The organism is Brevibacillus brevis (genome assembly GCF_001039275.2).
In the GTDB taxonomy this organism is placed as follows: domain Bacteria; phylum Bacillota; class Bacilli; order Brevibacillales; family Brevibacillaceae; genus Brevibacillus; species Brevibacillus brevis_C.
This window is the reverse complement of record NZ_CP030117.1, coordinates 3,961,023-3,979,319: the sequence shown is the minus strand read 5'-3', so window position 1 is coordinate 3,979,319 and position 18,297 is coordinate 3,961,023. Positions and strand designations below refer to the sequence as shown.

General features: G+C 47.9%; 20 protein-coding genes. 15 read left to right on the top strand and 5 right to left on the bottom strand.

Features of this window, described 5'->3' with window-relative positions; translation table 11 throughout:
- The first annotated feature begins 50 nt into the window (after positions 1-50).
- From AB432_RS19060 to AB432_RS19040, 5 genes are read left to right on the top strand one after another with little or no spacing between them, the layout of a single operon-like run.
- Complete coding sequence (locus AB432_RS19060) at positions 51-1,088, top strand: DUF7847 domain-containing protein (protein WP_048033617.1); 1,038 nt, start codon at positions 51-53, stop codon at positions 1,086-1,088.
- Positions 1,081-1,707, top strand: coding sequence for a DUF4129 domain-containing protein (locus tag AB432_RS19055; protein WP_048033616.1), 627 nt, complete (start codon positions 1,081-1,083; stop codon positions 1,705-1,707). The genes AB432_RS19060 and AB432_RS19055 overlap by 8 nt, the downstream gene beginning before the upstream one ends.
- A complete protein-coding gene (locus AB432_RS19050; protein ID WP_048033615.1) occupies positions 1,700-2,824 on the top strand; it encodes a DUF4350 domain-containing protein in 1,125 nt (374 codons plus the stop codon). Before AB432_RS19055 ends, AB432_RS19050 begins: the two co-directional genes overlap by 8 nt.
- 8 nt (positions 2,825-2,832) lie before the next feature.
- Complete coding sequence (locus AB432_RS19045) at positions 2,833-3,753, top strand: AAA family ATPase (RefSeq protein WP_048033614.1); 921 nt, start codon at positions 2,833-2,835, stop codon at positions 3,751-3,753.
- Complete coding sequence (locus AB432_RS19040) at positions 3,704-5,074, top strand: DUF58 domain-containing protein (protein WP_048033613.1); 1,371 nt, start codon at positions 3,704-3,706, stop codon at positions 5,072-5,074. Before AB432_RS19045 ends, AB432_RS19040 begins: the two co-directional genes overlap by 50 nt.
- Here AB432_RS19040 and AB432_RS19035 read toward each other — a convergent pair.
- The gene (locus AB432_RS19035) at positions 5,041-6,021 is read right to left on the bottom strand and encodes a stage II sporulation protein M (RefSeq protein WP_048033612.1); all 981 of its coding nucleotides are present in this window, start codon (positions 6,019-6,021) and stop codon (positions 5,041-5,043) included. The two genes, AB432_RS19040 and AB432_RS19035, sit on opposite strands and share 34 nt — an antisense overlap.
- A 77-nt stretch (positions 6,022-6,098) precedes the next feature.
- On the opposite strand from AB432_RS19035, the gene AB432_RS19030 reads away from it, so the two are divergent.
- From AB432_RS19030 to AB432_RS19005, 6 genes are all read left to right on the top strand, one after another.
- Positions 6,099-6,923: an RDD family protein gene (locus AB432_RS19030; protein ID WP_048033611.1), complete on the top strand. Its 825-nt coding sequence runs from the start codon at positions 6,099-6,101 to the stop codon at positions 6,921-6,923.
- A 139-nt stretch (positions 6,924-7,062) separates the two neighbouring features.
- Positions 7,063-7,569 (top strand): coiled-coil domain-containing protein, encoded by a 507-nt coding sequence (locus tag AB432_RS19025; RefSeq protein WP_048033610.1) that lies wholly within the window; start codon positions 7,063-7,065, stop codon positions 7,567-7,569.
- A complete protein-coding gene (locus AB432_RS19020; RefSeq protein ID WP_082195963.1) occupies positions 7,550-8,629 on the top strand; it encodes a phosphodiester glycosidase family protein in 1,080 nt (359 codons plus the stop codon). The genes AB432_RS19025 and AB432_RS19020 overlap by 20 nt, the downstream gene beginning before the upstream one ends.
- A gap of 168 nt (positions 8,630-8,797) precedes the next feature.
- Positions 8,798-10,831, top strand: coding sequence for a gamma-glutamyltransferase (ggt, locus tag AB432_RS19015; RefSeq protein ID WP_048033608.1), 2,034 nt, complete (start codon positions 8,798-8,800; stop codon positions 10,829-10,831).
- Between the two features lie 28 nt (positions 10,832-10,859).
- On the top strand, positions 10,860-11,750 hold the full coding sequence (locus AB432_RS19010) for an NAD-dependent epimerase/dehydratase family protein (RefSeq protein WP_048033607.1): 891 nt from the start codon (positions 10,860-10,862) through the stop codon (positions 11,748-11,750).
- An 82-nt stretch (positions 11,751-11,832) separates the two neighbouring features.
- Complete coding sequence (locus AB432_RS19005) at positions 11,833-12,654, top strand: M15 family metallopeptidase (protein WP_048033606.1); 822 nt, start codon at positions 11,833-11,835, stop codon at positions 12,652-12,654.
- 61 nt (positions 12,655-12,715) lie between these two features.
- Here the strand turns inward: AB432_RS19005 and lepB are convergent, their stop codons facing one another.
- Positions 12,716-13,276 (bottom strand): signal peptidase I, encoded by a 561-nt coding sequence (lepB, locus tag AB432_RS19000; RefSeq protein ID WP_048033605.1) that lies wholly within the window; start codon positions 13,274-13,276, stop codon positions 12,716-12,718.
- A gap of 386 nt (positions 13,277-13,662) precedes the next feature.
- Between lepB and AB432_RS18995 the strand changes: the two genes are divergently transcribed.
- The 4 genes from AB432_RS18995 to AB432_RS18980 all read left to right on the top strand — a co-directional run bounded on the left by AB432_RS18995 (position 13,663) and on the right by AB432_RS18980 (position 16,205).
- Positions 13,663-14,088, top strand: coding sequence for a MarR family winged helix-turn-helix transcriptional regulator (locus tag AB432_RS18995; RefSeq protein WP_048033604.1), 426 nt, complete (start codon positions 13,663-13,665; stop codon positions 14,086-14,088).
- A gap of 77 nt (positions 14,089-14,165) precedes the next feature.
- Positions 14,166-14,648: a hypothetical protein gene (locus tag AB432_RS18990; protein WP_048033603.1), complete on the top strand. Its 483-nt coding sequence runs from the start codon at positions 14,166-14,168 to the stop codon at positions 14,646-14,648.
- A 118-nt stretch (positions 14,649-14,766) separates the two neighbouring features.
- Entirely contained in the window at positions 14,767-14,949 is a 183-nt protein-coding gene (locus tag AB432_RS18985; protein ID WP_048033602.1) for a DUF4025 domain-containing protein, read from the top strand.
- Between the two features lie 140 nt (positions 14,950-15,089).
- Complete coding sequence (locus AB432_RS18980) at positions 15,090-16,205, top strand: aminopeptidase (RefSeq protein WP_047068072.1); 1,116 nt, start codon at positions 15,090-15,092, stop codon at positions 16,203-16,205.
- 17 nt (positions 16,206-16,222) lie between these two features.
- Here the strand turns inward: AB432_RS18980 and AB432_RS18975 are convergent, their stop codons facing one another.
- The 3 genes from AB432_RS18975 to AB432_RS18965 all read right to left on the bottom strand — a co-directional run bounded on the left by AB432_RS18975 (position 16,223) and on the right by AB432_RS18965 (position 18,258).
- Entirely contained in the window at positions 16,223-16,543 is a 321-nt protein-coding gene (locus AB432_RS18975) for a hypothetical protein (protein ID WP_026043151.1), read from the bottom strand.
- Between the two features lie 120 nt (positions 16,544-16,663).
- Positions 16,664-17,191 (bottom strand): isoprenylcysteine carboxyl methyltransferase family protein, encoded by a 528-nt coding sequence (locus AB432_RS18970; protein ID WP_048033601.1) that lies wholly within the window; start codon positions 17,189-17,191, stop codon positions 16,664-16,666.
- Positions 17,192-17,193: 2 nt separating this feature from the next.
- On the bottom strand, positions 17,194-18,258 hold the full coding sequence (locus AB432_RS18965) for a type III polyketide synthase (RefSeq protein WP_048033600.1): 1,065 nt from the start codon (positions 18,256-18,258) through the stop codon (positions 17,194-17,196).
- Positions 18,259-18,297: the final 39 nt, after the last annotated feature.

Sequence of the window (18,297 nt, the reverse complement as noted above, 5' to 3'; positions counted from 1 at the left end):
AATCGTGTATACTTATCAGGTAATCTCAAAAAGAAAGATGGAGGTTTCTCATGAATCGTACGCCGATTGCCCCCATGGGAGTGGGGAAGCTGTTGGACAAGAGCTTTTCTGTGTATCGCCAGCATTTTGGAGCATTCTTTTTGTTGGCTTTAATTTGGTTCGGTCCATTGTTACTCCTGCAGCAACTGCTTTTGGTTGATCTGACCAGGGTGCCTTTGCTTGCACAAGATACAGAAGGTATGGATTTTGCAGAATCGTTAGGCGCAAGATTTGCCGGACAAGAAGAATTTATGACACAGAGCCTTCCGATGCTGCTCATATTCATATTCCTTGTCGCGCCAATCCTGTTGATCATCGCCTATCCGCAAATGATTTCCGGTTCGATTTTACTGACGAAGGCTGCTCTCGAGGGAGAGACCTTGAGCTTAAAAGATGCCTTGAAGGGGGCACTTCGCAGATTTTGGCCGCTTGCGGGCAGTACTTTCCTATATGGAGTAATCGCGTTTGCAGTGTCGACAGCATTTGTCATCGTATATGGATTAATTTTCGTTATGTTCGCCTTCGCCGGTGGAATGACATTAGAAACCCTGTTTGATCCGTCAGATGAAGGCAGCATTGTACTTATGATCGTTCTGGTTTTATTTGGCTATTTATTCTTAATTGCTGGGATGATGCTCGTACCGGGCTATTTCTTAATTCGTTGGGGTTTTTATATGCCGCTCGTTCTGTTCGAACGCGATGGTGTCGGAATCGGCCAAAGCTGGAATATGACAAAAGGAAACTTTTGGCGTTTATTCGGTCTTTTTGTTGTTCTCAGTGTGATCTACTCGATGTTCTCTAGCGGTATGCAATTAGTACTCACTGGTGTCTTAGGTACCTCTATCCTCGCGCAAATGATTCTGGTTGCACTTACCTGCCTCTTGACCCCTTGGATGGCCATTGTGTACGCTTTGGCTTACTTTGATCTGCGCGTGAGAAAAGAAGGAACAGATTTACAAGAGTTAGTAAGCCGTCAGCTTGCCACATCTGCACCAGTAGAACCAGCAACTCCTATTCCTGCACAAGAGCCGGGAGTTACACATGATTAGCACGAGTCCTTGGGTAGATGACAAGGAGCATTTACAAGAGATTCTAGCCAGAGACGAGTTCAATTTGCCACAAGGTAGTGGAGAGAACTGGATTCAAAGGGCGATAGAGTTTGTGATCGAGTTGCTCGCCGATCTTTTTGAGTGGACCCATATTCCAACTGGTGCGGCTAATACCGTATCTACTCTCGTGCTCATTATGGCTGTACTGGGACTGGTCGGCATCATTTACTGGTTATTCCGCAGAATGATTTGGGTACAAAAGAAGCATCGACCGTTGTTTATGGACGGTGAAAAAATACGTTCTCATGCAGATTATTTGCGTGATGCGAAAGAAAAAGCAGCGCGAGGAGAATGGCGGGAAGGAGAACGCTCGTTGTTTTTGGCGTTGTTGGTATATTTGCAAATGAAGTCATGGATTCGTGTGGAGAAATGGAAAACGAATTGGGAATACGCAGAAGAAATTGAGGCAAATCAACCGAGCTTACGCGATGTATTCGGCAGCTTCGCACGAGAATTCGACGCTGTTTGGTACGGGCAATCACTTGTTGACGAAGCATCGTTCTGGAAGCGTGTAAACGAACTGGAAGGCATCTGGCGCGAGGAGGGACAGCATGGATAGTTTGCGCACCTATCGTGTCGGAATCGTTGTGGCTACCTTGCTGCTCGTCATCGTGGGCTGGTTGATCGTGAAGCCTACTGCTGAACCTCTCCCACCGTACTTGGCTTCGTCTGCACAGCCGAGCGGAATCAAGGCTGTGCTCGTACTACTGGAGGAAAAAGGCAAGCAGGTCAAGGAATGGCGGCAGCCTATGCGTTTTTTACCAACAGCAACTGGGCAGGCCATGCTCATAGTAGAGCCGGAAAGACTGATGCCAGAGGAACAGATAGATATTCTGGATTGGGTCAGTGAAGGCAATGACCTAATTCTCTTTCACTCGAGACCAGAGTGGGAAGACCTTCCCTTTTACACGGAGTACATCCGGGAAAAAGAAAATCAGGAGCGAAACATTCAGGGACCTCTCGTCCAGGGAAGGTACATGGGCAAAGCAGAGACCTCATTGAGATTTTTAGAAGATGACGACATGGAGCCACTTCTCTACGACGATCAGGGGATACTCGGAGGAAGAACAGAAGTGGGAGATGGCAGTGTTACGTTTTTTCTCGTACCGGAATGGCTAACCAATCAAAAAATTCATCGACTTTCGCACTTTGAAGCGATCTGGCCGTATGTACAAGGAGATTGGTCGGTTCTTTGGGTAGACGAATACCATCACGGCTTGCAGGAAAAACCAGGTTTTCTGGCGATCTACCCGGGCTGGCTCATAGCTGCCTGCATTCAACTCAGTATCCTGCTTTTGCTATATGTGTGGTGGAGAGGAAAACGTTTCGGACCGGTCTATACGCTTAGGGAATGGACGGTGCGCCGTGGTGATGAGACGTTGCTCGCCGTGTCTAGCTGGTATGAGCGAAGAGGGCTGGCACAGGATGCGTTACGCCATCGAGAAGCGTACATGCGACAACTGTTGCACGATCGGTGGGGAGTGCACCAGCGAGCTGATCGTGTGGAAATCATGCGATATGCCAAAACAAGATGGACAAATCAAGAGGTAGAGAAATTCGCTCATCTGCTGGAACGACTGGAACAGGCAAAAAACGAAGGGCGATACTCGCCGAAGAGCTTGCTTGCAGACAGTCTTTTGTTGGATGAGATTACGAAGCGTCTGGAGAAGGAGTGACAACGACCGTGGAGCAATTGTTGCAACAAATGGAAAAAGAGCTGGTTGGTCAGCGGCAAAATGTTCGGTTACTGTTAACAGCTTTGGTTGCCGGTGGACACGTTTTGCTAGAAGGTGTACCTGGTATCGGAAAGACGAAAATGGTAAGGACCTTATCGGAATTGATGGGGGGCGTGAGCAAGCGCGTCCAGTTTACGCCTGACATGATGCCATCGGACATTATTGGTCATGTGGTGTTCAATATGCAGCAGAACCAGTTTGAGACAATCAAAGGTCCTGTTTTCGCTAACTTATTGCTGGCGGACGAGATCAACCGGACTCCGCCGAAAACCCAAGCGGCTCTTTTAGAAGCCATGGAGGAAGGGCAAGTGACGATTCATGGTGTCACCTATCCTTTGCCAGATCCGTTTTTCGTCGTCGCCACGCAAAACCCGGTGGAGTACGAAGGAACGTACGTGTTGCCGGAGGCTCAGCTCGATCGCTTTTTGTTCAAGCTAACAATGTCGTATCCTTCGCATGAAAATGAAAAACAAATCCTCGCCAAACATATTCCCTACAAGCGTAGCCACGAGCGTAATCAAGAGCCGCTCTTTACATGGGAGGATATTTTGGAGAAACGACGCCAATTAGAAGAAGTGGTTGTGGATGATTCGATTTTGGAGTACATTACGACACTGATTCGCAATACACGCGAAACGAAACGCTTGCTCTTAGGTGCCAGCTCTCGTGCTGGAATCGCTGTGTTGATGGCGAGCAAAGCCTGGGCACTTTTGGACAATCGCAAGTTTGTGACGCCTGATGACGTGAAGATGGTGGCCCGCCCTGCATTGCGGCACCGACTCATACTGTCACCGCAGGTAGAATTGGAGGGGGGTACCAGTGACCACATCATCGAAGAGACGCTGGCGGCTATTCCAGTTCCTCGCTGATTTTTTGGCAGACCGTTTTGTCTTGCCATCCAAGCGACTGCTTGTGGCAGTTTTGCTAGGCACACCCATCGCGATCGTCGGATTTCTACTGGAGATTGGCTATTCGACATTCTTTTTGTACAACGGTTTACTCGTGATTGCTAGTATCTTGGATTGGGTTACCATCCCCAAACGGAAAGACTTGTCGATCCGACGAATCTTGCCTGAGCAGACAGATATCGGACAATCGTTTTCGATTGAGCTTGAGCTTGCGAACAGAAGCGGGCAAACCGTTGCATACTCCATCGTGGATGATCTTCCGCTGTCATTTGAAGAAGCAGGTCCGGTCACGGGTGTGATGGAGCAACCCTTAACCAACATACGTTTTGAAACAAGAGGAAAAGAACGCGGAGAGTACTTGTTCCGCTGGCTTTACATGCGGTGGCATGGCAAGCTCGGCTTGTGGTATCGCCAAAGCCGCTTTGCGTGTGAACAAACGATCAAGGTATACCCTGACCTTTCAGCCGTTCGTGGCTATTTGGCTTCGTTGCAGGAGAGCCTGATCGTCGACGGGAAAAAAATCATGCGCAGGGCGAAAGCGGGTACGGAATTCCATGCAATCCGCGATTACGTGCCTGACGATGATCCTCGGATGATTAACTGGTCAGCTTCAGCACGCTCCCGACGTCTGATGACGAACCAATATCGACCAGAGCATGGCAAGGTGATTACCATTCTGATCGATTGTGGCAGGCTGATGGGCGTCGAGCTGGATAACCAGACGAGACTGGATCGATCGCTGGAGTCTGCGCTCACGTTGGCGGCAGTGGCATTGCGCCAAGGAGATCAGGTAGCGCTACTGGCCTATTCGCATGAGATCAAGACGTACATACCTCCAGGCAGAGGGCTGCGCCACTTGCACACCCTTTTGGAGGCAACCTACAACCTGACGAGTGATTTTGTAGAGGCTGATCCGGCGAAGGCGCTTGAATTTTTGAATCGCCAGCAGAAGAGAAGGAGCTTGGTGGTTCTTTTTTCAGATATGGAAAACTACCTCGTCGAAGATCAGTTGAGCAATTATTTGTGGCGGATGCGCCGTTCACATTTGCTCTTGCTGCTGTCTTTGGCAGATCCGCTTCTGCATGAATGGAGTCATATAGACACGAGTAACAGTAGCTTGGCGTTTACGAAGGCGGTAGCTCAAAGGTTCCAGCTCGATCGCAGGGCGTTTCAACAAAAAATGATCGGCGCGGGTATCCAGGTACTGGACGTTCCGGCCGATCAATTGACGCTGACGGTTATCAATACTTATTTGGACATCAAATCAAGAGAAGCTTTGTGAGAATCGGGTCTGTATCCGAGAAGGTACCAGGCAATCAGCAAAAGTAACGTGCCGACAGCTACGATGTACTTGGCCTCGAGAGAGAGACTCGAAGGAGTAATATAGCCCTCGATGATTCCCGCGATGAACAAGAGTGGGATCGTAGCCAATAGGAGATGTGCAGACTCTTTTGCCGCCTCCAAAAATTGATGTTTTCGTGCGTAGCGTCCGGGCACAAGCAGGCGGTACCCCATATGAAGACCTGCTCCGCCAGCAATAAAGATGGCTGTCAGCTCGATCACGCCGTGTGGCAAAATGTAGGCCCAAAACGCATAGCTGCTATCTGCCTGATAGTAGACGGCTGCTAAAGCTCCAACTAGAAGGCCATTGAACAAGAGAAGGTAGATAGGAACGATTCCGAATGTTATTCCACTGACAAAGGCCAGCATCGCAACTTTGATGTTGTTGGTCATAATCATTGTGGAGATGACCGGATTGTCGAGTGAGTCGTGCCCTTCTCCCAGCCTGGATGGATCGATCTGCTCAGCCATCCCTTGTGGCAAGACATAATACAGATTAAGTGGATCGACCATAACAGCGGCAAAGCCAGAAATGCTACCGATGATGAAGAGAAGCGCTGCCACACCAATGAAGCTCATTCGTTTATGTACGAGACCCATCAGGTAGCTACCAAAGAAATGCTTGAGCTGCTGCCAACTGCCTGTTCGCTGCTTGTAAGCCAAATTATGTGCACGTAAGACGAGTTGATTTAAGTAGAGTGTGATCTCGTCTGCAGGATGGTAGGAGCGTACATAGGCCAAATGAGCAGACGTTTTCTTGTACAGCTGAGTCAGGCGATCAATATCGGTAGCACTGATGTGCCGAGGTTGTCGGGTAAAACGCTCCACTAATTGTTCCAGTTCGGCCCAAGAGGCTTTATGCTTGTGCCAAAACGAGGTAATATCCATGTATAATGCCTCCTTACAATAGCGCGTGTTTAAAACTCGAAAAAACCTCAAAGTTTCGAGGGGGGAAGAAAAACATCATGAATGAACCGACATACGTCAGTGGGGCTAATCGAGAAGCGTCTGTCGTGACGCCCGAGCATGTGATGCTGCGATTTCAGACGGCAGGTCTAGGCAGCCGTGCCACTGCGATGCTGATTGATACAGGAATTTTGCTCCTGGTTAATCTTACTGTATTTATTTTGTTTGGTATAGTTTTATTTGGAAATGAAGATGATTTTTTCCTGGATTCTGGCAACTACACGTTGGCCATCGTCCTCCTGGTAATCTTCGTAGTGAATTTTGGCTACTATTGGTTACAGGAAGCATTCTGGGGCGGTCAGACTGTTGGCAAAAGGCTGGTGGGAATACGGGTCATCCGTGATAACGGACAGCCTGCGACGTTTGTTTCCTCGACGATCCGGAATCTGTTTCGCATCATTGACGCAATGCCAACAGGTTATTTTCTCGGGGCGCTCGTATGCTTTTTCCACCCCCGTGATAAGCGAATTGGCGATATGGTAGCGGGCACAATTGTCGTGGTGGAGTCAGGACAGCGATCGGCTCTTTTTCAGAAAAAGAAAGACAAACAGCCAAACGGCTTTGATTTGAATCATGCGCTACTCGTACTTGACGAGCGCCAAAAACAGGCGATTACCCGAGAGGACTGGCAACTGCTTTCCTCCTTTATCAGCAGACTAACTTCTTTATCTCACGCGAAAAAATATGAACTCGGGAATCAAATTGCCAGCATCATGCGCAAAAAATTAGAGCTTGTCGACGAACAGAATACCAAGGAAGACCCGATCCTGTTTTTGCAAAGACTGCACAATCAGCTGCAACACGAATTTCAACTCCGAAAATAAAGCGAAGTACCGCCAAAAAATATTGGCGGTATTTTCTTTTCTCGACGTATTTTTCCATTATTCAGCAAAATGCTGCTTCAAAAACTTTCTATGTTATAATGAAACCTCACTCTATGCCACAGAAAGGAGGAGGGAGCCGATGGACGACAAATTCATGGGAACGTCATCGACTTCGTCACCCACACTGCCACTCCCGGCAAACGGGAAGCAGAAAGGAAGACGCAGAAGAGGCAGCCTTTTTCAGGCATTGATTCCCTCCCAGACAGAAGGTAAGCGCCCTTTACTACCAATCGTTTTGGCCGTTCTGGTCTGGGTGGGACTTGCCTATGCTGGATATGCCTTTGCTGTTTATACGTTGGACAAGCAGCAGCAATTTGTGAACCAACGAATTGATCAAATGCAAGAAGATAATCAAAAGCAGATGAAGGCATTGGGAGATCAATTGACTCTGGTGCAGGAAGAAATGCAAAATGTCCAGAAGGGTCTGGGAAATCTGGAAGAAGATTTGGCATTGACTGGTGAAACCATTGGTGGCACTAACAAGACCAAAGAAGCTCTGCAGGATCGGGTTGACCAGCTCAACAAACAGCTGGTTGATTTGAAAGCATCTCTGAAAAAATTGGAGGATGCTGCCCGTGCTTGGTAAGATAAACCGTTTCTTTCTCTTTCTGTTGGCGCCTGCTCTCGGTTTTTTGGTCGCTTTTGCGCTGGACAATCCAGTGGACAAGCTCCAGACAGAAGGCCTGAAGCTCCCTTCTGCCGTAGCGAAGAGCCAGGCAGATGAGCTGGGGGAACGGCTCAACGACACCAAGGTGCAGCTTCGAAATGTAGAATTCGTCATCGAAGACATCCGGGATCGCTCGAAAAAGGAACAGAAAGAATACGAGCAACAAAACAAGAAGATCAGCAGCGCACTTGAAGCGAGCAAATCCCAGACACAAAAATCTGCGGATGTATTGGACACGATTTTGTCCAACATGCTTGGCAAGCCGATCGGTCAACACTTCGGGAAAAACTCGACAGTGAAAGTCTATTCCCTGCAAGAAGGCGGATACCGCGGTTATATGGCCAAAGTTCGCCTCAATGATCCGAAAGCGTTGAAAATGGTGCTGGCCAACAACTCTGTGAAAAGTAAGGGAGAAACGACGAGTCAAGCTGGTAAGCGTACAGGAGCCATTCTTGCGATCAATGCAGGCGGCTTTATGTCGGACAAGCAGGGCAATCTGACTCCGTTAGGCATTACGGTTGTTGACGGCAAGATTCGTACCTTTTCCAATAATGCGAAGCTGAGCTTTGTCGGTTTTAACAACAAAGGTCATCTGGTCGGAACAAACATCAAGACGCAGGCGCAAATTACGCAACAAGGGATATTGCAGGGTGCGAGCTTTTTGCCGCGTCTCTTGCAAGACGGAAAGCGATTGCCTATTCCTCGTGATTGGGCGAATGCGCGTCAACCGCGAACGCTGATCGGCCATTTCGACAACGGCGATTTACTGCTGATTGTCATTGATGGAAGACGAGATGGCTGGAGTAATGGTGTTACGCTGGAGGAAGCGCAAAGAAAGCTGCAAGAGTGGCATGTCGTGGATGCGTATAACCTCGACGGCGGCGGCTCCAGTGCGTTTTATTACAATGGCAAGCTGTTGAACAAGCCTTCTGGCGGCAAAGAACGACGCGTGGTGAGCAATCTGGTCGTCATGCCATAAGCAAAAATCGCAACACTCTTCTGTGAAGACGACAAGTCTTGCTGCAGAAGAGTGTTTTTTTCTGTAGAGAAAAGTTTGCCTAGGCAACTGTGAATGTGGGTTGACCTTAAAAAATGCTGAAAATTATAATAATAGAAGAAGTTAATGAAATGGAATAGGAGGGATCGCATGAAAAAAGGGATGGTGGTTGCCCTCTCGATTGTTTCCGTGCTCTCGTTTCCTCATCTTGCGGTGGGAAAAGTCCCAGGTGTGCCAGCAGGTGTGCAAGGAGCTACAAAAGGAATTGTCGCGGTCTCTCATCCAGCAGCGGCGCAGGTCGGCAGAGATATCTTGGCAAAGGGTGGCAATGCGATTGACGCTGCCGCTGGGATCCAATTTGCTCTGAATGTGGCAGAACCGTATATGTCCGGTATCGGCGGCGGTGGCTTCATGATGATTTACATGAAGGATCAGAACAAAGTGACCGTGATAGATAGCCGGGAAGTGGCGCCTGCCAAAGTGACTCCCGATATGTTTTTGCGGGCAGATGGTACGCCGATCCCATTTGAGGAGAGACATACGAGCGGTCAGGCCGTAGGTATCCCAGGGACATTGCTAGGTGTAGAACAGGCGTTGGAATCGTATGGGACATGGGACCTGGGAAAAGTGATAGAACCGTCGATTGAACTGGCGGAAAAAGGAGTACGCGTCAACTGGGTGTCTGCTCAATTTATTGCCAATTCCATGGAAAAGCTGAAGAAGCACGGGACGGCCGCACAGGTGTTTGCGCCAAACGGCGTTCCACTCAAAGAAGGTGAGATGCTGATTCAGCCCCAATTGGCGAAAACGTTGAAGATCATCCGCGACAAAGGCTCGGATGCCTTGTATGAAGGGGAAATTGGCAAGGCCCTCGTCGAGGAGGTACAAAGGACGGGTGGCTCCATGACACTCGATGATTTGCAGGCGTATCAAGTAAAAGAGCGTGAACCAGTCCGTGGCATGTATCGCGGATATGAAGTGATTTCGATGGCACCACCCAGCTCTGGCGGCTTGACGCTGATTCAGATTTTGAAGCTGATGGAAGGCTACGATAACAAAAAGGACGGAATCGGGTCGGTAGCCTATTTGCATCATCTGATTGAAGCAAACCACCTCGCTTACGCAGATCGGGCGGCGTATATGGCGGACGAGGACGTTTATCCGGTACCGAAAAAGGGGCTGATTGCAGACGAATACATCAAGGAACGGCGTCAGCTCATTCGTGAAGAGACAGCGAATGCCAATGTAGTGGCAGGAGACCCTTGGAAGCACGATCCTGGCAAAAAGCCAGAGGTGTCCATAAAACTGAGAGATCAATCTCCGGTCAAGCAGACTACGCACTTCTCTGTGATGGACAAATGGGGGAATATCGTCGCGTATACGACGACCATTGAAGATATTTTTGGAAGCGGTGTGATGGTTCCGGGTTACGGCTTCATGCTCAATAATGAGCTTACAGATTTTGACGCGATTCCTGGCGGTGTCAATCAGGTCGAGCCCGGCAAGCGCCCGCGTTCGAGCATGACGCCAACTATGGTGCTAAAAGACGGGAAGCCTTTTTTAGCAATTGGCTCACCTGGTGGCTCCACGATTATCGCCTCCGTATCGCAGACGATTCTCAATGTGATCGATCATGGAATGGAAATTGAGGATGCCATCCGTGCACCACGTATTTTTTCTAGCAGCTACCCAAATGTGACGTGGGAGGCGGGCATTGACCAAGATGTCATCCTGCAATTGATGGCAAAAGGTCACGTCTTTGCCGAGGAACCGACGAACATTGGTAACGTCCAAGCGATTGTGTACGATTATGAAACGGGAAAAATGTACGGCGGAGCGGATAACACACGCGAGGGTACTGTTCTCGGTGTCGATGCCATCGCGTATACGGCTGCTCAGCCAATCCAGTCGCCAAAAGAAAAAGAAGGCCCCTTTGACTTATTAGTCAACGGCAATGTCTACCCATATACAGCAGAGCAAAAAGTGATGATAGATGGAGTCGCGTATGTTCACGCCAACAAGTTGCTGTTAGGGTTGGGACAAAAAGTAACGTCCTTCCAGTCTGATATGGTTATGGTGAAGGGAATTCCTTACCTGCCTGTCAAAAAAGTTGGTGAGAAGCTGGGCTATACAGTCATGTGGAAGGAAGGAGAGCGGTCCATCGAGTTGAATCGCAAAAAGTAGGCTAATCAAGGAAAGGGTGTAGCAAAAAATGAAAAAGGTACTTGTACTCGGAGGAACGCGATTTTTTGGAAAGCGATTGGTCCAGCTTCTTGTTGAAGCTGGGGCAGACGTAACGGTGGCAACAAGGGGGCTTACCCAAGTGGAGTTGCCTGCCTCTGTCAAAAGAATGACGCTTGATCGTGATGACGTCCATTCACTGGCAGTTGCGGGAGAAGAGCAGTGGGACGTAGTATACGATAACATCTGTTATTCCTCTCAAAATGCAATGGATGCGTGTAAGGTTTTTCGGGGGAAAGTGGGTAAGTACGTTTTGACCTCTACCTTGTCCGTCTACGATTATGCAGAGGAACCACTACAGGAAGAAGCATTTGATCCATTCACGTATGAAATCAACCGGAAAACAAGAGACGAGACGACCTATCAAGAAGGCAAACGTCAAGCAGAAGCCGTCTTTTTTGAGGAGAAGGCCTTCCCTGTTGTAGCTGTTCGTTTTCCGATTGTGCTAGCCGAAGACGATTACACCCGTCGACTATGGTTTCATATTGAGCATGTGCAAGAGGAACGACCGATTGGTCTCACGAATCCCGCTGCCAAGATGTGCTTCATACATGCACAGGAAGCAGCTCAATTTTTGGCATGGGTGGCGACAACGTCCATAACAGGGCCAGTGAATGCGTGCTCTGATGGGACTGTTTCGCTTGCTGAGTTGATGGAGATGATTGGGGAAACCGTCGGAAAACCCGCCCGAATGGAGCCAACGACAGATGCTTCTGATGCATCTCCCTTTGGATTTGTAGCATCCTTTTACATGGATAACGGTAAGGCTAAAGCCGCGGGCTTCCCATTTTGGTCGCTGGATGAATGGTTACCGGTGCTTGTCAAAAACCTAAACGAGGAATATATCACCGAAAAAGTGTGACCTATCTACCTTTTCTTTCGTATAACTCCATGGTAAGGTAAAGCAGAACATATGTGTCTGTAAGGAACCAGGAGGATCGATCATGAACAAAAATCGCACCAGCAGCCTTGCGATCGTCGCAGCACTATCAGTAGCACTACTCAGTGGATGTGAACCTCCCTCATTAAGTGGATTGTTATCCAGCGAGTCGAATGAACAGTCCGCGGGAGAGGGAACGCAGTCAACGACAGTTGAGCCAAATAACGAGGAGACAGCACGTCCCCAACGGGCATCTCTTGCAGAGACGATAAAAGATGTGGATGGAGTGCCAACCGTTACGAATGAAACAGATCTCTCGGTTGTCGTAAATAAACAGCGGGCATTGCCTGCCGATTATATTCCGCCGGATTTGGTAGAGCCGAATGTGCCGTTTCCTTTTGATGAAAAAGTTGAGAAGCGATTGCTGAGAGCAGAAGCCGCACAAGCATTAGAAGAACTGTTTGCCAAAGCAAAGACAGAAGGTATTGAACTGTACGCCGTTTCTGGCTATCGCTCGTATAAGACCCAAAAATCGCTGTACGAAACGTATGTAAGGACGCAAGGTGCTGAACATGCCGCTGCCTACAGTGCCGTACCTGGAAAGAGCGAGCATCAGACCGGCTTGGCTATGGATGTGTCCGGATATGATGCAAATACACGCTTGGAAGAATCATTTGCTGAGACACCTGAAGGAACATGGCTGGCAGCCAACTGTGCAGACTTTGGGTTCGTCATTCGTTACTTGAAAGGCAAGGAAGATACGACTGGATATGCGTATGAGCCTTGGCATTTGCGTTATGTAGGGAAAGAGATGGCGAAAGAAATTATGGCAGGTGGTCTTACTTTGGAGGATTATTTTTCTGAAGCGGCAGTTGCTCACAAATAACGTCATCGAAACGAAAAGAGCCGCCCCGTTAAGGAGCGGCTTTTTTCTACCTGAATACATGTTAACGTGGGAGGCGAATCTGGGACAGCGGCCAGTATACGACCTCTGCACGACCAACTACATGATCCAGTTGAACAGGGCCAATGACGCGGCTGTCCATACTGTTGTTACGATTATCCCCCATGACAAACACGCTGCCCTCAGGAATTTTCACAGGATCAAAATCTTCGGTTAACGTCACACCTGCTGTAGAAGCTTTTAGCTTGTTTTCGACCAAATACTCTTCACTGAGAGGTTGGCCATTGACATACACTTGATCATTTTTGGCTTCAACGGTGTCACCAGCTACTGCCACCACGCGCTTGATCCAGTTGTCCCCAGTTGCATCTGGATGAATGATGACGATATCGCCAGGTTGCGGTTCTTTGAGGTAATAAATCGCTTTGTTGACGATGACGCGCTCGCGGTCATGCAACGTACTTTCCATGGAACGCCCTTGGACGACGTAGGGGGCCATGACAAATACGTAGATAAAGGCAGTCAATCCGCCAATCAAGACAAACGATTTTAACCAATCGAGCAATTCTACTTTCCATTTTGGTGTAGGGTTGGTTTGTTCCATTGAAATTCTCCTATGTATGTGGTTTCTGTGGCAAATATGCCTGAGTCAAATGCCTCGTGTGTGTAAGGCTGTCTTCCCATTATACATGCTTTACGAATAGATACGAAAGATGATTCAAGGAAATAATTGGCTCTTGGGTAAAACTGAAAAAGTCGTAACATTATTTTGCAAGCTTACCTATTGTCAGTTTTTCCTGTTTGAGTTAAGATGTTCTTGAAATAAGTTTTACAATAAAAATATTAAGTGGTAAACACTTTGTCTGGCTCATACATATCTTTCGTGAAAAGAAATAATTTTGGGAGTTCTCTTGATCTTCCGGTACTTAGGCTATATAGTTTTATAGTAAAAGTACTTATATTATTAATTTTCCGAAAATAGGTGATGTCGTGAGCAATATGTCCCGTGCCAGTAAACTTGAGGAACTGGATCGAGTATTTGTCGAAATTGCTCGTTTCTTTATTAACAATTGGCTAGAAGAGGAGTCAATCAGTCCAAAGCAGTTTATCTTACTACGAGTGCTACATCAAAAAGGACGAAGCACAGTTTCTGAGCTGGCGACCATTTTGAAACTGTCCAATAGTGCCACCACCATTGCGCTTAATCGGTTAGTGAAGGCTGGTTTTATCGACCGTGTCCGAGACGAACAAGATCGACGTGTAGTGTGGGTTACATTATCACAACAAGCGATTCCGACTCTGGAAGGACTTTTGTGCGACAGGAGAGCACTGGTAGGAAAGCTGCTGGAGAATCTGAACGACGACGAGTTAGAGCAGTTTACGTATTTCCTCAGGAAAATGCAGCAGTCCATATAGACATGGCCATCAAGTTCGGGTCTGGGGACATTCTTGCAAGACAAAAGTGTGTACCGCGGGAATGGGAGTGTACACATATGAAAAAGAAAAGCACACTGATCATGAGTTCTTGTATCTTAGGAGCAGCTCTGTTTACACAAGCTGCATTTGCAGAAGAGGCAGTAAAAGCTACTGAAACGACTACTGCAACAGAAGCAACAACAACGACTACAGAAGAAAAACCTGCAACTGACGAAAAGCCAGCTACTGAAGCACCTGCGACTGAAGAAAAGCCTGCAACTGAAACTACACCTGCACCTACAACAGAAGCAAAACCAGTAGCTCCACAAACAGTTAACCCAATTCAAGGGCTGACTCAACAAGGTGGCTGGATGATGATGCCAGGTAAAGATGAGTTCGTAATGGTGAGTGGCCAATACGTACCAGTAATCTCTACTGTAGCTGGATGGACAATGATGCCAGGAACAGATCAATTTGTTACCACGAATCGCATCACTCCTGTAAATGCTCCAGCTGCTGGTTGGACAATGAGTGCACCTGAATCCGATAACAATAAATAAGTTCCTTTACAAAAGACGCGTTGTCCCTCGATTGGGCAAGGCGTCTTTTTTTCGGGTAAATCTGGAGATTCCTGTACAAACTATAGCGAATAGAAACCAAAAGAAAGGAGGAACGAAAATGGCAGGTGATGATAAGGATCAGGCTCGATCCAGAGCAAGAGAGTTGGGCACGGAGGATGCAGGCGGTGCTGTTTATTATCAAGAGGCAGACGAATATACGGCTGGTCTTGCTACGACGCAGGAGTTGGTCAGTGACATCTACAAGATGGGAACCATTGAGGACAGGGAACAGACGATGTAAAAATATAGGAAAAGGCCAGCCTGGATGCAAGAAGGCTGGCCGCTTTTGATTCCGTTGATAAAAATTTTTTTATTGACTTAGTAGATTGTATCGGTAAAAATACAAGAGGAATCAGAAAATTTAAAAAGGGTGTGCCACGAATGAGAGACTCACGATTAGATCAATTAGCGTACAATCTGGTTAACTATTCTGTACGAGTACAGCCAGGGGAAAACATTTTGATCAACGCGAAAGGGGACACACCGGATTTGGTGCAAGCCCTCGTGCGTGAGATTTACAAAGCAGGCGGCAGTCCTTATGTTCAATTGATTGATCCCGCCGTAAGCCGAGAAATCGCAATGAATTGCAATGAAGAGCAGTTGAAGACCATGGCTCAACATGAAGTTGAACTCATGGAGAAAATGCAAGGTTACATCGGAATTCGTGCAGCGAACAACATCAATGAGATGGCGGATGTTCCAAGTGACAAGCTCAGCATCTACTCTCGCCTGTATGAGCTGCCAGTGATGAACGTGCGCGTACCGAAAACGAAGTGGGTTGTTCTTCGTTATCCGAATCCTTCCATGGCGCAGCTTGCGAATATGTCTACAGCAGCTTTTGAAGATTTTTACTTCCAAGTATGTAACCTGGATTATGCGAAAATGGACAAAGCAATGGATAGTCTGGTTGACTTGATGAATCGCACAGACAAGGTACGCTTGGTAGGACCTGAAACGGATCTCACCTTCTCAATCAAGGACATTCCTGCTGTGAAATGTGCTGGCCTGCGCAATATACCAGATGGTGAAGTGTATACAGCACCTGTGAAGGATTCCGTAAATGGTGTTATCACTCATAATGCACCAACACCATACCACGGCTTCACTTTCGAAAATGTTCGCTTGACCTTCAAGGATGGCAAAATTGTGGAAGCAACAGCGAACGATACCGAACGCTTGAATCAAATTTTGGATACGGACGAGGGAGCGCGATTTGTTGGGGAATTCGCTATTGGTGTGAATCCTTACATTCGCAACCCGATGAAAGATATCTTGTTTGACGAAAAAATAGACGGAAGCTTCCACTTCACGCCTGGTCAATGCTATGACGAAGCATACAATGGGAACAAATCGTCTGTGCACTGGGACATGGTTTCCATCCAGCGTCCGGATTGGGGCGGAGGGGAAATCTGGTTTGACGACGTCCTGATTCGCAAAGATGGTCGTTTTGTCATTGCAGAGCTTGAATGTCTGAATCCAGAAAACTTGAAAGGGTAAGGCAAAGCCTACCCAAATCATTTGTCGTACTGACGGAGCCTTTCGTGTGCAAGCATAATATCCATTTCTAGCTGAAATAGCATGTGTAGATTGCTTGAAGGAAGAGTAATTCTGCGTGCCGCGTGGTAGAGAAGTGGCTTGTTTTGTTTGATGACCGTCATAATTTCTACAACCGGAGGAACGACTTGCTTGATTCTTAGCAGACTTTGCAAATAGCGAAGAAAGGTTTGAATACTGGCCTGGTCGTCCTTGTTCGGTACCGTTTCAATCAAAGCGAAAAAGTCTCGGACGATGATACGTTTCGTCTCCTGAGGCTCCACTATGGTTGTACGATTCACTTGATCCACCTCACGGGAAAGAGTAACAGCTTCTTTTCTTTTCCCGCAGAATGACAAGTGATAAACCTTTTACTCCATAAAAAGTCTTTGGCATGTGCGTGTGCCAAAGGCTTTTTGTTTTTATGACTCGCTATGACCCTCGTAGATGCTTGCTTCTTCCAAGGGAATCCGTATACGCAGGAGCAGCCAGGCATTCAAGAGTGAAAACGTCAAGGCGGTTGTCACAGCGGAAAATGTCAGGGGGAGTAGGAGCAACTCAAGCGATACGACCAAGTAGTTGGGGTGACGAATGAACCGATAAGGACCACGCTTGATCGGAGCCTCGCCTGGGAGTATGAAGATGCGGGTATTCCACCGTTTGCCCAAGCTGCGAATACACCAGTACCGAAGCCCTTGCGCGATCAAAAACAGGCTGAACGGAACCGCCCACCAAGAGGGCAAAACCATGGCGCTACCTTTACCCACCACTTCGAAAATAAGCGAGAGAAAAAAGAGAAGATGAAGAAGGACGATGTATTTGTAATGACTCGCCCCAACCTCATAGCCCCCTTTCGAGCGGATATAGCGGGCATTCCTCAGGGCAACGAGAAGCTCAACCAGCCGCTGCAACACGACTACACACATAACGAATCCAAAGAAGAGCAACATGACTATCTCGCCTCCAGAAGTAACAGCTCGGAGCTAAATCCGGGTCCAAGCGCAGCGACCAAACCGCGATCCCCTGGCTCCCACGCCCTCTCCATACTTTTTTCCAAGACGAACAGAACCGTAGGGGAAGACATGTTTCCAAAATGGGTTAAGACATCTTCAGAAAAACGAGTGGCTTCTGTGCCAATACCCAGAGACCGCTGGTAAGCCGTTAATACCTTGGCTCCACCTGGATGGAAAATGAAATGACGCAGATGATCAATAGACATCCCATGCGGTGACAAAAAGCTCTCGACGTTTTCTCGCATCGAAGAACGAATGAGAGTAGGGATGTCGCGAGAGAAAATGACTTTTAACCCCGGATCGGTCAATTTCCATCCCATGACATCTACGGTATCGGGCCATGTTGTCGTTCGCGCATCACAGAATTGGACCTTGGGTGCGTCAGAGGAGGACAAGACTTGGTCTCCTTCTATTAATACGGCTGCTGCTCCATCTCCAAATAGGCACGTTGCGACCAAATTGCTTTTGGACAAATCTTGTCGGATGAAGGTCAAGCCGCACAGTTCTACGCTCACAAGCAATACTCGCCGCGAGGGATAAGCCCGGGTGTACTCACATGCCCGAGACAATCCCATCGCTCCACCGGCACAGCCCAGGCCCCACAACGGGACACGGGTTGCTTGCGGACGGAGTCCTAAACGGTGGAGCAAGCGGGAATCAAGGCTTGGGGTCGCAATTCCTGTGCTGGATACAAACATCAGACAATCGATGGATGACGGCTCGACACCAGCTTTTGTCAAACACTTTCGGGCTGCTTCCTCTGCCAAGGCTTCCGCATGCTCGATATACAATTGATTTTTCTCTGCAAATGGCCGGTCCTCCAAAAACCAATCCATTGGCATGCTAAAATGTCGCTTTTGAATGTGACTGTGTGCAAATACGTGTAACAAGCGGTCTATGTCGGGAAATGCATCTTGAAAGAATAAGCGTGCCAGCTTCATGGAATCCTCTTGTGTAATCTCGTGGGGAGGTACTGCTGTAGCTACTGCTTCAATACGGGGCATACATTCATTCACTCCCGTCTGTTTTTATTAGCCATTAGC